Here is a 14,817-nt window from a genome sequence, read left to right as displayed (position 1 = left end):
TTTTATGGACATTTATATTAAGAAAGCTATTATCCATCAGTTCAGCCCAGATGATACCGAGCTGTTTCTAGCGGATAAATTTCTCAATATCACTCCAAAAATCGAAGAATACCTGCGCAAAAAAATCGAACGTGTGTATTCAGATGAAGCTAAGACTGGGATTTTCGAAGAAGAAAATCCCTTCTTCAATCATATCACGGATGATTTGTTGGAGACATCAGTAACACTGGCTAATCTCTGGAAAGAGGAGTTTAGCATTTCTGAAAATCTCAAGACCAATGACTTGATTTTTGTTCAGTTTTCTAAAGAAGGCGTTGAGCATTTCGCTTTCTTGCGAATTGCCCTGCGGGAAACCTTGATTCACCTTGGAGGAGAAGTTGATAATCCAATCAAGCTAACTCAGAATAATCTTCCTGGATTTGGAACGGGAGCTGACGAGGCCTTGGTGGTCAATCTTCAAAGTCGCAAGTACCATCTCATCGAGAAACGGATCAAGTACAATGGGACTTTCCTGAACTATTTTTCAGATAATCTCCTAGCCGTTGCTCCCAAGATTTCACCAAAGAAATCCATCAAGGAATTGGAAAAAACGGCTCAGAGAATTGCTGAGACTTTTAACACAGATGATTTTCAATTCCAATCCAAGGTCAAATCAGCGATTTTCAACAATCTTGAAGAAAACAATGAGTTGTCTCCTGAGAAATTGGCTAATGACCTTTTTGACAACAATCTGACAGCTCGTTTGAGCTTTATCGACCAAGTAAAGGAAGCCGTACCAGAACCAGTCCAGTTTGATGAGATTGATGCCAGTCGTCAGCTCAAGAAATTTGAAAACCAAAAACTCTCCTTGTCAAATGGAATTGAGCTCATCGTTCCCAATAACGTCTATCAAGATGCGGAATCGGTCGAGTTTATCCAAAATGACAATGGAACCTATTCTATCTTAATCAAAAATATCGAGGATATTCAAAGTAAATAATGTTTAAATTTATAAGAAGAGTGCTTGTGCTAGCAGTCTTCCTTTTAGCAGGATACAAAGCTTATCATATCCATCAGGATGTTAAACAAGTCATGACCTACCAACCCATGGTTCGAGAAATCTTGAGCGAAAGAGATACTCCAGCCAATGAAGAGTTGGTGCTCGCCATGATTTATACCGAAACGAAGGGAAAAGAGCGGGATGTCATGCAGTCTAGTGAGTCTGCTAGTGGCGCTACCAATACCATCAATGACGATGCCTCTAGTATTCGCCAAGGGATACAAACACTAACAGATAACCTCTATTTGGCACAGAGCAAAGGAGTAGATGTCTGGACCGCCGTTCAAGCCTATAATTTTGGACCTGCCTATATCGACTTTATCGCTCAAAATGGCAAGGAAAATACTCTGGCATTAGCCAAGCGTTACTCCCGAGAAACGGTCGCTCCAATCCTTGGTAATACTACAGGGAAGACCTACACCTATATTAACCCTATTTCTATCTTTCACGGTGCCGAACTCTATGAAAATGGTGGAAATTATTACTACTCGAGACAGGTTCGCTTTAATCTCTATATCATGAAATTCTTTAATTTCTTCTAAACATCTGGTTTGACCAGGTGTTTTTCACTATAAGTTTTCTTTAAGATTGTTTTATTACCCTAGAAAGGTAAAGGAGGGAATACCCCATGAGAAAGAAATTCTTTCTAACAAGTGCTGCAATATTGTGGGCTGCAACAGCTATGACGAGTGTCCACGCAGCAACAGATGTTCAAAAAGTAATCGATGAAACCTATGTACAACCCGAATATGTCCTAGGTTCTTCTCTATCTGAAGACCAGAAAAATCAAACTCTTAGCAAACTTGGCTATGACGCATCAAAAGACACCAAAGATATCAAAACTATGACACCTGATATCTATTCGAAAATTATGAATGTGGCTAATGATGCTAGTCTACAGCTCTATTCTTCAGCTAAGATTCAAAAGCTAGGAGATAAGTCGCCTCTAGAGGTCAAGATTGAAACGCCTGAAAATATCACCAAGGTGACGCAGGATATGTACCGTAACGCAGCAGTGACGCTGGGAGTGGAGCATGCCAAAATCACAGTTGCAGCTCCTATTCCAGTTACAGGTGAGAGCGCCCTTGCAGGGATTTACTACTCGTTAGAGGCCAATGGTGCTAAAGTACCGCAAGCCAATAAAGACTTGGCCCAAGAGGAGCTAAAAGCCTTATCAGATATCAATGCTGAAAACAAGGACAAGTCAGGCTACGATGCCAATAAACTCAATGTCGCTTTGGCAGATATCAAGGCAGGAATCGCAAAGGCAAAAGAAGCCAAAGGCAATCTGACAGAAGAAGATGTTCGCAAAATTGTAGAAGACACACTAAAAAACTACAAACTCGATCAGGTTATAACAGGAAACCAGGTCAATATCATCATCAATTTTGCACTCAACCTTTCAAAGAGTGACATTTTGAACAATGCTGATTTCACTAAAACCCTAAATGACCTCAAGGAAAGTATTGTTTCCCAAGCTGGAGATAGTTTTAAAAATATCAATCTCAACTTTGATGCCAATAAAGCGCTGGAAGACGGGGGCAACTTCTTTAGCTCCCTTTGGCAAGCCATTGTCAACTTCTTCAAGAGTTTTGGTGCTTAGGTCATTTCATGATATAATAGATGGTAACAGAAATGTTGCCGTCTTTTTTTAGACCGATAGAAAGTGAAGAATATGTTAAAGAAAAATGATATTGTAGAAGTTGAAATTGTTGATTTGACCCATGAAGGGGCAGGAGTTGCCAAGGTAGAAGGCTTGGTCTTTTTTGTAGAGAATGCTCTTCCGACTGAGAAAATTCTTATGCGTGTCCTTAAAGTCAATAAAAAAATTGGCTTTGGGAAAGTTGAAGAATACCTTGTTCAATCACCTCATCGTAACCAAGATTTAGATTTGGCTTACCTGCGTTCAGGAATTGCTGACTTGGGGCATCTTGCCTACCCAGAACAGCTCAAGTTTAAAACCAAGCAAGTCAAAGACAGTCTCTACAAAATTGCTGGCATTAGAGATGTAGAGGTCGCTGAAACGCTGGGTATGGAACATCCAGTCAAGTACCGAAATAAGGCACAGGTGCCCGTTCGTCGAGTGAATGGTGTCTTGGAAACAGGTTTTTTCCGTAAAAATTCGCATGATCTCATGCCACTGGAAGATTTCTTTATCCAAGATCCTATGATTGATGAGGTAGTAGTGGCCCTACGCGACTTGCTCCGTCGTTATGATTTGAAACCTTATGATGAAAAGGAACAGTCTGGCTTGATTCGAAACCTCGTTGTGCGTCGTGGGCACTATTCAGGACAAATCATGGTCATTTTGGTAACCACTCGTCCGAAAGTTTTCCGTGTTGACCAATTGATCGAACAACTAATCAAGCAATTTCCAGAGATTGTCTCTGTCGTGCAAAATATCAACGACCAGAATACCAATGCTATTTTCGGTAAGGACTGGCGAACACTTTATGGTCAAGACTACATTACCGACCAAATGTTGGGAAATGACTTCCAAATATCTGGACCAGCCTTCTATCAGGTCAATACAGAAATGGCTGAGAAACTCTATCAAACAGCCATTGACTTTGCAGAGTTAAAAGGAGATGATGTGGTGATTGATGCTTACTCAGGAATTGGAACGATTGGATTGTCTGTTGCGAAACATGTAAAGGAAGTCTACGGTGTTGAAGTGATTCCAGAAGCCGTGGAGAATAGCCAGAAAAATGCTAGTATAAATGGCATCACTAATGCCCACTATGTATGTGATACAGCTGAAAATGCTATGAAGAATTGGCTCAAGGAAGGTATCCAACCAACCGCTATCCTAGTCGACCCACCAAGAAAAGGCCTCACAGAAAGCTTTATCAAGGCAGGTAGTCAAACAGGAGCAGACCGCATTGCCTATATCTCCTGCAATGTTGCAACCATGGCGCGTGATATCAAACTCTACCAAGAGTTGGGCTATGAATTGAAGAAAATCCAGCCGGTGGATCTATTTCCTCAAACGCACCATATCGAGGTTGTAGGACTGCTGGAGAGAAAGGGATAAAGCCCACCGTTTCAGGGTTTACAAAAGACTTGATATTCGGTTTTTTTTGAATTTTTGAGTGAAGTATAAATCTAACAGTCTAAAGTGATGTAGTAGGATTGGTAGTGGTAAAGTATGAAATTTATTCCCACATACGCAGAGGGGGTGCAAAATGTTCCAGCAGGTAGGGTGTCTGTGGGAATTGTTTTGCACCCCCTTTTTTTGATATCACCAAGATGGTCGATGGAAGTAGGAGTTCAGTAATTGATACAATAGTCTACAATGAAATGCTTTATAACCTAGTATTTCTATATTGAAAGATGTGACATGCTTGATTGCATACATCAAATAGTGGGAAGTATTCAATCGATTTATAAAGTTGAATCAAAATTCTAAAAAACACTTGCAATTTGACGAGTTTGTGATACAATATTGACTATAAGGTTATCGGGAAGATGACCAAGTCAAAAAAGGAGAATAATGATATGCCAGCAATTTCGTTGACCCCAGAACAGTTAAAGTCTGAAGCACAAACTTATACCAATGCTTCTGAACAATTGAAAGATGCCATTAACAAAGTTTCAGGCGCAAATGGTCGTCTTCAAGGACAATGGCAGGGTGCGGCTTTCCAATCTTACTTGGAACAATTCCAACAATTATCAGTAAGCGTAACTCAAATGGAACAACTTCTTGAAAGTATCCATGCACAATTGAATCAATACGCAGATACTGTTGCTGATCGTGACCGTCAGGATGCAACTTCATTTGGTTTGAATTAATCATCGGTGAACGGTGCTTCGAAAGGGGCGTCGTTTTTTGCTAGTTATAAGTGGAAAAGGGAATAATGAATAGTCCTCATAAAGAAAAACGATACTTAAAAATTTTAACTGCAGTAGCATGCGTATCCCTGTTATCAGGTTCTCTTGTTTATTTTGCATTAAAGGATCAGAGCCTTCACTATTCAAGTGAGATCAAGCAAACTGCTAAGGTTCAATATGCGCTTGTGAATGAAGATAAAGGTGCAAGGTTTGAAAATACTGATTATAATTTAGGCTCGGATTTTGTCACTTTAATTAATCAGGATACAGAGAATAACTGGGAGACAACTAATCGTAGCGTGGCTGAAGCAGGATTGAAGTCTGGTCAGTTTGATGCAGTTATTACTCTTCCGTCAGACTTTTCTGAGAAATTGTTGAGCTTAGAGAGTGTTTCTCCAGAAAAAGCCACTGTTTCTTACCAGATTCGCGAAGGGCAAAACGAACAAGCTAATCAGGCTGTCCACAGTCAAGTTAATACAGTCTTACAAGGATTTAACCAACGGGTGGTTCGGATGTATTTTTCGAGCATCATTCGGAATCTTTCAGATGCACAGACGAATGTGAATCAGATGGCATCTACAGAGTTGTCTCAAAATACGTTCATCATTTCAAATATTCAAGCTCCATTTTCGACCCTACCAGATTCATTTAGAAGTACTCAATCCATTGCAAATAGTCTGAAGACGGATAATGAACTCTTTAAGACCCAACAAGAAGCTTTTGTTAAATCAGTCGCAAGCAGCATGGAAGCGAACAACAACTCTTTAGATGTTTCTGGGAAAGCCCTTGAGTCTACAACAAACTCTGTGAATGAGTTTTCAAAAGAAGCTAATACTCGTCTTGAAAAGTCAACCGACCAATATAAGGAGCAATCTGAAAAAGATAAGGCTACCTTGGAAAAACAATGGACAGATGATCAGAAACATTATTTTGACTTGTATAATGCCCTTTACACTGTCGGGAATGCTAAATTAAAAGAATTGCAGTCTTCCGATACGGCAACCGGTTCCTTTATGGCAGATTTCAAGGCTAAGGCGGGGGAGTATAAAACTGCACAAAGTAAGGTCAAGGGGAACTTAGAGGCACAAATCACTTCTTTAGAAAAAGAAGTAGCGGAGCTTAGAGCACTCAGGGAGACCATTGCAGAGACTTATTATGGCTCTAAGGATTTAAGTGATCAGACAGCTACTGATAAAGATATTCGCTCGGCTATTTTGAACTTAATGACGAAGCCAGAAAATCGAAGCAAACTCCCTAAGCAGTATATTGAGGCAATTGCTAGTCACTTACCGATGATTTCATCTGGAGATTTGAGTGCTCTCATTGCTAAATTAGAGCAAGATAAATTGATCTCATCAGATGAGGCTACAACTTATCGTAATGCACTGAAAATTGTGTCTAACTACAGTAGCGAGTTGGGTGGCTCTTTAGGACAAAATACAACCTTTAAGTATCTGTCCTCAGCGGCTACTGTTACTAGTCCAGTGACCTATCCCATTCACCAAACTCTAGAATTTGATCCGTCAACTGGTAGTCAGACAGTCCAATTGAACATCGATGATGCAAAGATGGGGAATCTTGAACTGGAAGGTGTGACGAAAGATTCAATTGAAGCCTCTATCCGTCAACAGTTAAAAGATACAGGCTATCATGTGACAGCTGCAGTATCAGGAAATACAATTCAAGTCACATTTGTCAATGAAAGAACGGCGTCAACTACTCCTGTCGCCTCTTCGGGCTCAGGGGGATCAAGTACTTCAAATGCGGGTGCAAGTGATGCAGCAACATCTACAAATTCCACTTCTACAAGTGAAAGAACGGCAGCAACGCCAACTACTTCATCAGAAGTCAGTCAACCAAGCTATGCGACACTTCCTAAAAAGGTGAGTGTCACGATTAGTGGTCAGATAAAGTGGAATTTATCTGATGATGTGAAAAAGAATTCCTATAACCAAGTAGGTTATAGTTGGACAGATGGAAGTTCAGTTCAAGCTAGTGCTCAATTATCTGTCTTTAATGGTAAGTATGACACTTTGGCTGAGGATTTACCTGCGATTCTGAAAAACTTCCAAAACCTAGACCTTACTGCCCAACAAATCGTTACTTTATTTGCATCACCAGGGGCAAGTTTAGATATCAATCAATTTGCAGGCACGCTATCAAGTGGTACTCTCGTACAAAAGGCTAGTCCAGATTCTGTATATAGTCTCTACAATAATCTAACTGACGATGAACGGGCTTCAGAAATATCGGATGTTTTAGTTACGAAGTATCGACTTGCAGGAGATAATTTATACAAACAGGTAGATCAGCAATTAAAGGATGTGACAGATATTCTAGGTGAAAAAGAGAATCCTAAAGAAGGCACCCTTCATCAAGTGTATCAGTCTCTCCCAGACTCAGATTTGCTTGTTAAGCAAGCTTCTGCCTTAAATACCTGGTATGGGGAAATGCAGAAGGTCTTAGATGAGGCTCATAATCAGTGGAAAGATTCTGAGAAACTTGCTTATGAATCAGTTGTCAATGATCAAAATCCACAACCAGAGAAGATGAATACCTCTAAGCTGGAAGAAGATGTGAAGTCACTTTTGTCTCAATACGATAGCTTACGAGATAGTTCTAAAAAAGCTGCACAAGCTACAGCTGATGGAGCTGCTCAGGTACGAGATATCTCACCACAAATCCAACAGTTAAACGAGACAACAGAGTCGGTTCAAAAGTCTGCAGATGGTGTTCTTTCCAGTCTGAATCAGAGTGTGAAGGAAACAAGTGGTACAGTTGAGAAAAATACCTCTTATGCAGAACAGTTTGGAAAGGTGCTTGCCAATGCGAAAAGTGGAGGTGCTGATAACAAGCAAGTGTTTAATTTCTTATCCGATCCAATTACTACAAAAGTTACAGAAGGTAAGACACAGGCAGCTAGTCACATTTCCATCATCCCCTATTATATGACCTTGTTGTTATCGGTTATTTCTTTTGTGATAGCTATGACGATCGGACGCTTTGTTAAAGATAGACAGGAAAGGGAAGAAACTGATCTTTTGACAACGAAAAAGTGGGACTTGAAACTTCAAAGTTTCTTACCGACAATCATAACAGTTGCTGTTGGTTCGATTTTGTTTTCAGGAGTTACAATAGGAGTAGCAACAGCAGCCAATGGATTCTTATGGTTCATTTATAGCTTTATGTTAATGGCAAGTTTGATTTTGATGCTATCTTACGGCTTGAAGAAAGCTCCGTATCCGACTTATATTGTATCCGCATCCCTCTTAGGTTTTTATCTCCTACTAACTCCTATTTTGGGAGTAGCAACTCAATCAGGAAGTTTCCTTAATTTCTTATATCGAATGTCTCCGTTACAAAATATTGAAAATGGCTTTAGTTATCTCTTGGTTGGTGGTAGCTTAAGCATTGTAACGATTCTTCTACTCTTATTATTTGTAGGAATCGGAGTTAGTCTTAATCTCTTTACAAGAAAGAAATAATCAAGGTAAGGATCCGTAAGGATCCTTTTTGTCTTCTTGTGAGATGGTGTGATTTGTAGTATAATAAAGCTATCTTTACCAAGTGGGGGAGGAGATTTATGAAGAAGGTTCAAGTCATTTTTAGTCTATTATTGTTGTGTCTTTTTCTTAACTCAGGTGATGTCCGAGCAGATGATGGAAGTTTTGAAATTAATAATCAAACCATCTATGATCAAGGGAACAGTCCTCAGACTACTAAGTCTAAGAATATTCCTGAATTATTTTTAGAAGATAGTGTGAAGAAAGAAAAACAGCTACAAAAAGCACAGCAAGAGAATATTCATCAAGCGCAGTCCTCTCTTTTTACCGGGACTAAAGATACGAATAGTTTTCAGAGTCAGGATAAGGTGACGCGTGGCTTGTTTCAAGCAGATTATAGAGCAGATGAAACAATTTTGACTGGAGAGAGCACCTCTAACACTTCGCTACCTACTTGGCTATCTATTTTGGGATTTGGGATAGGTCTACTTGGAGTGACCTATCTAGGTGTTTGGCTAGGTAGGAAGTACTCAAAAGTGCTTCGTTTTAAGAAGGAGAGTGTGTGATGAAGATAATTACGGTTGGTATAAAATGGAGAGAGCAAATATATGATTTGAAACTTCCAACACAGGTTTCATTCAAGAGAGTAAAAGAGCTGATATGTGAGTCATTTTCAATGATGAACCAAGAGCTACCAAGTCACTTTGATCTTCAAGTGACTAATAAATCAATTGTCTTTTATGATGATGACCAGATAGCGGACTTTCCTTTAGGAAACGGAGATCAATTAGAAATTGTAGGGAGAAAGAAATGAAAGTACAAGAGACAAGTATCCAATCCAAGTGGTCGAAAGAGGCTGGTGAATTAGAGATTAAGTTATCCGCTAATCAATTTCAACTGAATCGGATGAAGCAGTATCGATTTTTTTTAGAAAGCACGGCACATTTAGCTCAAGGAGCAGTGAAAGAAGAGGCAGAAGAGGTCGTCCGTCTTTCTTACCAAATTCCAGCAGGTTATCAGTCGATTCGAGAAGCTGTTGAAAATAAAGAAATCTTAGAGCGCCTTCATCTTTTTCAAAAGTTACAATTCTTAAAAGAAACTGTCGATCAGCCTATGAAACCCTTTATTCACCCAGATAATCTGTTTGTAAGCGGGGAAAGTGTCCTTTTAGGACATAGAGGGATGACAGATAGTGTTGTTCCTTTTTCACTCATGAAAGAGGACTTGTTAAAGCAATATAAGGCTTTAGCTGTGTTCATTTTACAACCTAAGCTCAACTTTGAAGAGTTAATTGATAGTCTTACGACGGTAAAAAATGCTTTTGCGGAAATTCTTTTTAAAGCGGAGACTTTTGATGAAGTAGACCATCTCATTAGTGAGCAGGTTCGTATTCAAGAAGAGAAGCGTCAAAAGGAAAAACTGTTTGTCTCGAAAAGGAACTATCAATTGTTTAAATGGGGTTCTTTAGGACTCGCAATTGTAACAGTTGCGATGGGGATTGCAACAGGTATTTATGCTTTTTATGTGGTGCCTAAGCAGGATAAAATCATTCAGGCTGAGACGAGTTACATTGCTAAGGATTATACGGCAGTGGTAGAAGGTCTTAAGTCAGAAGCTCCAAATAGTCTTCCGAAGGGAGTCCAGTACACACTTGCGGCTAGCTCGTTAGAGTTAGACAATCTGACTCAAGAACAAAAGGAAGCTGTATCTAGAAACTTGTCACAGAAATCTAGTGAGAATACTCTTTCTTATTGGATCTATATCGGCCGTGGGGAACTTGAAAAAGCACTTGATATTGCTCAAAATATTGGGGACATTCAGTATATCCTTCATGCTTATACGAAGCTCTATGATCAGGTCAATACAGACAGTACGATGAGCGGAGCGAAAAAGCGAGAACTCCTTGAAAAGTATCAAAAAGAAATTGATAAGTTACAGGAACAATTAAACGGAAGTTCAAAGGCAAATATTACATCAAAGGAGACTAAAAATGGCAACTAAGGGCAAACAAGCGACTTGGAGTCAAAAGCTGTCAGATGAAGAGGTTCTTTGGCATGTGTTTTCGTTTAAAGAATGCTTTGAGTACAAAGAGTTGACCGAAAGGGCCTCCTCAATCAATATTGGAGAAAGTCATATCTCAATTACTGAAAGTGGTCTTGAAAAGGACGGAATCCCTTGGGCTGGTCAGGAGGAGGAAAGTCTGGTAGCCATTCCACATGAACAGATTCAGATCCATTCCTTTACCTATCCTAAGCTGGACTTACTCTTTTCTAAGGAGAAGAAAGCAGATGTTTGCCTTGAAAGTCAAGCTCTCCTTTACCTGAAGGTTAAGGAGAATACCTATCATCTCTCTGGATCATCTAATGGAGCTAAGGTTTATCTAAATGGACAAATTCTAGAGGAAGTTGATGCCTCTATTCAGGTAGGGGATGTTTTGGTGGTGGACTGCTTTCTTTTCTCATTTCGAGAACATCAGATCCATTTCCTGCCCTTGAGCGGACAGTACACTATCCAATCTGATCATTTGTTTGAAGAACCTTATCAAGCTGAGTTCCCACATGAGTTTCCTAATTATCGTAGAAGTCCACGCATTTATCTAAAAGAGCCTGAGGACAAGGTGGAAATCAATTCACCAGCGCCAGAAGAAAAACTTAGACGTGGTGAGCTATGGCGTGCGATCGTACCGCCTGTTGGAATGGTGGTGATTAGCGGAGCCTCTAGTGTCTTTATGCAGGGAAATGCCTTGCTTATGATGGGAATGGCCAGTGCCAGTCTCTTGACAGCTGGATTTTCAGTATCGAGCTATTTTACCAACAAAAAGGAAGTCAAAGAGAAGAATCAGAAAAGAAACGATGATTATCAAGAGTATCTCTTAGAGACAGGAAGCCAATTGAGTCGTCTAAAGGCGGAACAAAAGAAAGCCTTGACATATAATTTTCCATCGGTTGATGAATTAGTGGATTTAGTAGAAAGTTACAACCCACGGATTTATGAGAAGATGGTGACAAATGATGACTTTCTAAAGGTTCATTTAGGAACTGGAGCGATTGATTCTAGTTATTCCTTACGTTTTCAACCAACCAATCGCAAGGAAGACTGGAGCCGCTTTGTCGAGAAAAAACTGGTACAACCGCATATAAAATTAGAGGATGCGCCTATTGTTCTCTCTCTACGTGATCAGGCTTTGGGATTAGCGGGAGCAGCTCCTGTCTTACGAGTAGCAGTTCAAACACTATTGTTTCAGATTGCGGCGCTCCATTCCTACCATGATGTAGAGTTTGTGACCTTGGTCTCCCAAGAGGAATACGAGAATCACTGGCGAGAATGGCGCTGGTTGCCTCATGCGCAAATGCGGAGTCTCAATCTACGGGGACTTATTCACGATGACCAGACCAGGGACATGGTCTTGACCTCTTTTTACCAGATGTTAGTCAAGCGTCGTCAGGTTGTTCGGGAACAAAAGCAGGAGCAAATCTTCTCGCCGCACTATGTCTTGACGATTTTGGATGAGTCATGGCTGTCAGGACATGGGCTCAATGAATTTCTGGCAGAGGATATGACCCAGTATGGGGTGACGGTTATCTGGGGTAAGGAAAGTCTCAATATGTTGCCTGAGACGGTGACGGCAGTGGTTGATTACCAAAATGGAGAGACAGCCAAGCTCGTCAATAATCATCATATCTATGTCAACCAAGACTTTAAGCCTAATCGTCTGCCTCAAAATGGAAAACTTGAAGAAGCGATTTACCGTTTGGCCAATCTCAATCATATCGAAGTGGAGAAAAACTCGATTCCAGATACGATTTCCTTTATGGAACTCTACGGTGTTAAGCAGGTCGAGGAATTGGATGTGGAGAAACGCTGGCAGGCGGCGGATGCATCTAAGTCTCTCGCTGTACCTCTAGGTGTTCGAGGGAAGGATGATATTGTGCTGCTCAACCTTCATGAGCGTGCCCATGGTCCACACGGACTAGTTGCAGGGACTACCGGCTCTGGTAAGTCTGAGATTGTGCAGAGCTATATTCTGTCTCTAGCTGTTAACTTTGCGCCAGAAGATGTTGGATTTCTTCCGATTGACTTCAAAGGGGGAGGAATGGCCAATCTCTTTGCCAAGCTGCCTCACTTGATGGGTGCTATTACTAACTTGGATGGAGCTGGGACGGCTCGTGCGCTGAAGAGTATTCGTGCGGAACTTCAAAAGCGTCAGCGTCTCTTTGGGAAATTCGGTGTCAACCATATCAATGGCTATACCAAGCTCTATAAAAAAGGGAAGGCACTTAGCGATCCAGAGGAGAAAAAGACCTATCCGACAGAGCCTTTACCTCATCTTTTCCTGATCTCAGATGAGTTTGCGGAGTTGAAGCAAAATGAACCAGAGTTTATGGCAGAACTCGTCTCCACGGCACGTATCGGACGTTCCCTAGGGGTTCACCTGATCCTTGCGACTCAAAAGCCATCTGGAGTGGTAGATGAGCAGATCTGGTCTAATTCTCGCTTTAAGCTGGCGCTCAAGGTTGCCGATCCTTCAGACTCAAATGAGATTATCAAAACCCCAGATGCGGCTAGTATCACTCAGCCTGGTCGTGCTTATCTTCAGGTCGGAAACAATGAAATCTATGAACTCTTCCAGTCAGCATGGAGTGGAGCGGATTATCAGCCTTATAGTGATGAAGGTAATCAAGTAGATGAACGGATTTGGTTAGTGAATCAACTAGGGCAGAGCGAACTCTTGATTGACGGAAATGACGGGGATTACTCGGTTGAAGAGACACAAGAGCAGGAGACAGAGCTTGAAGCTGTGATTGATTATATCAATAAGGAAACGGAGCGTCTGCAAGTCATCCTCCCTGAAAAGCCATGGTTACCACCTCTTGGAGAGGAGCTAGTAGGAGCGGCAATTGACCGCCAAGCAGAGTGGACAACCCCACGTCAACTCTCCATTCCACTAGGCATGCTGGATCTGCCAAGTGCTCAAAAGCAAGAGGTCTACCACTTTGATATTGAGGAGTTAGGCAATACCGTCTTATATGGGTCCCCAGGCTTTGGAAAATCAACAGCTCTTCAAACTATCCTCATGAATCTGGCTCGTAGAAATACGCCTGAGCAAGTTCAGTTTAACCTTTTTGATTTTGGGACGAATGGTCTCTTACCAATTAGAGAGTTGCCACATGTGGCGGATCTGGTTCGACTAGATGAGGAAGAAAAGCTCCTCAAGTATCTGAAACGTCTGGATAGTCTTATGAAAGAGCGGAAAGCCCTCTTTACAGAGGCTGGCGTGTCTAGTCTGTCACAGTATGAGCAAAAGACGGGTCAAGCACTCCCTGTTCTTCTCAACTTCTTTGATGGCTATGACTCAGTACGGGAAAGCCCATTAGAGGAGATCATCGAGTCAGCTGTCAACCAGCTCCTACGTGAAGGAGCTAGTCTGGGTATTTATACTCTGATAACCGTACTCAGCGCTAGTAGCTTGCGTTTACGGATGAGCTCGACGATTCCCAATGCTTTGAGCTTTTACTTAGTAGAAGAAGGAGCGCTTCGGACGGTTATGGGACGTGATGCCCTGCCAGGCCAGGAAATTGTCGGCCGTGCTCAGGTGACACAGGAAGAAGTTCTAGAGTTACAAGTCTATCTGCCGATAGAAGGAAAAGACGATATCGACCGTCTTTCTCACTTAACAGCAGAAATCCAATCGATGAATCAGGACTGGCAAGGCTTACGTCCAGAAGCAGTACCTATGTTGCCAAGTAATATTTCTACGAGTTTCTTTGAAGATCACGAGGAAGTTCAGGATATGTGGCAAAGAGGCGAGTTGCCAATTGGTTTTGACAAAGAAAGCACACACCCGGTTGGCTTTGTGCCAAAACGAGACGGCTACTTTGAGCTTCTCTATGATACCATGCAACAGCTAGAATATGGCGAAGCAGCGCTTCTGACAGGCTTAGAAAAAGTGCCTAGTCACATTAAAAAGTTCTTGGTGGATCCAACAGGAAACTACCATCAGTCGGAAGGGCTGTTCGACGAAGTATTTGTGGGCGAGGAGATCCCTGGTTTCTTTATGGATATGCAGTCTGAAGTGGATGCGCGCACGCCAGCTGATTTGGATTATCCTATCTACATCTTGATTCCAGAAGCACAAGCCCTCAGCAAGCTTATGAATCTTAAGATGACAGAAGATGCCTTTAAGGCTCTCCTGCACAAAGGAGGGACAGTTGGGCTCCACTTCATCTTTATGGGTGAGCTTCGTCAGATCGTTAACGGCTATATGGAAGTGGATAAGATTCTGAAGGTCAATGTGCCTGCAGGCTGTATCGGTATTCGTTTCCAAGACCAGAATGTTGTATCTATCAAGAGTAGCTTCACAGAATCGGTTGTCGGAGTGGATGAGTACAACTACTTCACCAGCCGAGATGGTTATCGAATCAAACTTATCAGTGAATAAAAGCG

At 41.4% G+C, this 14,817-nt stretch carries 10 protein-coding genes; all 10 read left to right on the top strand.

The window, feature by feature from the left end:
* The first annotated feature begins 4 nt into the window (after positions 1-4).
* The 10 genes from I6H78_RS00970 to essC all read left to right on the top strand — a co-directional run bounded on the left by I6H78_RS00970 (position 5) and on the right by essC (position 14,812).
* On the top strand, positions 5-979 hold the full coding sequence (locus I6H78_RS00970) for a nucleoid-associated protein (RefSeq protein WP_162284745.1): 975 nt from the start codon (positions 5-7) through the stop codon (positions 977-979).
* Positions 979-1,581 carry a lysozyme family protein gene (locus I6H78_RS00965; RefSeq protein WP_002874542.1) on the top strand — a complete coding sequence of 201 codons (603 nt, stop codon included), beginning with the start codon at positions 979-981 and terminating at the stop codon, positions 1,579-1,581. Before I6H78_RS00970 ends, I6H78_RS00965 begins: the two co-directional genes overlap by 1 nt.
* Before the next feature lie 86 nt (positions 1,582-1,667).
* The gene (locus I6H78_RS00960) at positions 1,668-2,642 is read left to right on the top strand and encodes a DUF1002 domain-containing protein (RefSeq protein WP_001227373.1); all 975 of its coding nucleotides are present in this window, start codon (positions 1,668-1,670) and stop codon (positions 2,640-2,642) included.
* A 72-nt stretch (positions 2,643-2,714) separates the two neighbouring features.
* The gene (gene rlmD / locus I6H78_RS00955; protein ID WP_198459644.1) at positions 2,715-4,073 is read left to right on the top strand and encodes a 23S rRNA (uracil(1939)-C(5))-methyltransferase RlmD; all 1,359 of its coding nucleotides are present in this window, start codon (positions 2,715-2,717) and stop codon (positions 4,071-4,073) included.
* A 464-nt stretch (positions 4,074-4,537) separates the two neighbouring features.
* The gene (locus tag I6H78_RS00950; protein WP_001110967.1) at positions 4,538-4,831 is read left to right on the top strand and encodes a WXG100 family type VII secretion target; all 294 of its coding nucleotides are present in this window, start codon (positions 4,538-4,540) and stop codon (positions 4,829-4,831) included.
* Positions 4,832-4,896: 65 nt separating this feature from the next.
* Entirely contained in the window at positions 4,897-8,355 is a 3,459-nt protein-coding gene (gene esaA, locus I6H78_RS00945) for a type VII secretion protein EsaA (RefSeq protein WP_001087830.1), read from the top strand.
* A gap of 98 nt (positions 8,356-8,453) precedes the next feature.
* Entirely contained in the window at positions 8,454-8,939 is a 486-nt protein-coding gene (locus tag I6H78_RS00940; RefSeq protein ID WP_000757695.1) for a type VII secretion EssA family protein, read from the top strand.
* The gene (locus I6H78_RS00935; RefSeq protein ID WP_000692379.1) at positions 8,939-9,187 is read left to right on the top strand and encodes an EsaB/YukD family protein; all 249 of its coding nucleotides are present in this window, start codon (positions 8,939-8,941) and stop codon (positions 9,185-9,187) included. Before I6H78_RS00940 ends, I6H78_RS00935 begins: the two co-directional genes overlap by 1 nt.
* A complete protein-coding gene (essB, locus tag I6H78_RS00930; RefSeq protein WP_198459643.1) occupies positions 9,184-10,374 on the top strand; it encodes a type VII secretion protein EssB in 1,191 nt (396 codons plus the stop codon). Before I6H78_RS00935 ends, essB begins: the two co-directional genes overlap by 4 nt.
* Positions 10,364-14,812 (top strand): type VII secretion protein EssC, encoded by a 4,449-nt coding sequence (essC, locus tag I6H78_RS00925; RefSeq protein WP_198459642.1) that lies wholly within the window; start codon positions 10,364-10,366, stop codon positions 14,810-14,812. The genes essB and essC overlap by 11 nt, the downstream gene beginning before the upstream one ends.
* Positions 14,813-14,817 lie beyond the last annotated feature (5 nt).

This window comes from Streptococcus oralis (assembly GCF_016127915.1).
GTDB classification, from domain to species: Bacteria; Bacillota; Bacilli; order Lactobacillales; family Streptococcaceae; genus Streptococcus; species Streptococcus oralis_BO.
This window is presented reverse-complemented; position numbering and strand designations above follow the sequence as displayed.

What these genes read in the sequence shown, in the direction of transcription:
- I6H78_RS00935 (WP_000692379.1), top strand. Translation starts at nt 8,939, where the DNA reads ATGAAGATAATTACGGTTGGTATAAAATGGAGAGAGCAAATATATGAT.
- essC (WP_198459642.1), top strand. Translation starts at nt 10,364, where the DNA reads ATGGCAACTAAGGGCAAACAAGCGACTTGGAGTCAAAAGCTGTCAGAT.
- I6H78_RS00960 (WP_001227373.1), top strand. Translation starts at nt 1,668, where the DNA reads ATGAGAAAGAAATTCTTTCTAACAAGTGCTGCAATATTGTGGGCTGCA.
- esaA (WP_001087830.1), top strand. Translation starts at nt 4,897, where the DNA reads ATGAATAGTCCTCATAAAGAAAAACGATACTTAAAAATTTTAACTGCA.
- I6H78_RS00940 (WP_000757695.1), top strand. Translation starts at nt 8,454, where the DNA reads ATGAAGAAGGTTCAAGTCATTTTTAGTCTATTATTGTTGTGTCTTTTT.
- essB (WP_198459643.1), top strand. Translation starts at nt 9,184, where the DNA reads ATGAAAGTACAAGAGACAAGTATCCAATCCAAGTGGTCGAAAGAGGCT.
- I6H78_RS00950 (WP_001110967.1), top strand. Translation starts at nt 4,538, where the DNA reads ATGCCAGCAATTTCGTTGACCCCAGAACAGTTAAAGTCTGAAGCACAA.
- rlmD (WP_198459644.1), top strand. Translation starts at nt 2,715, where the DNA reads ATGTTAAAGAAAAATGATATTGTAGAAGTTGAAATTGTTGATTTGACC.
- I6H78_RS00965 (WP_002874542.1), top strand. Translation starts at nt 979, where the DNA reads ATGTTTAAATTTATAAGAAGAGTGCTTGTGCTAGCAGTCTTCCTTTTA.
- I6H78_RS00970 (WP_162284745.1), top strand. Translation starts at nt 5, where the DNA reads ATGGACATTTATATTAAGAAAGCTATTATCCATCAGTTCAGCCCAGAT.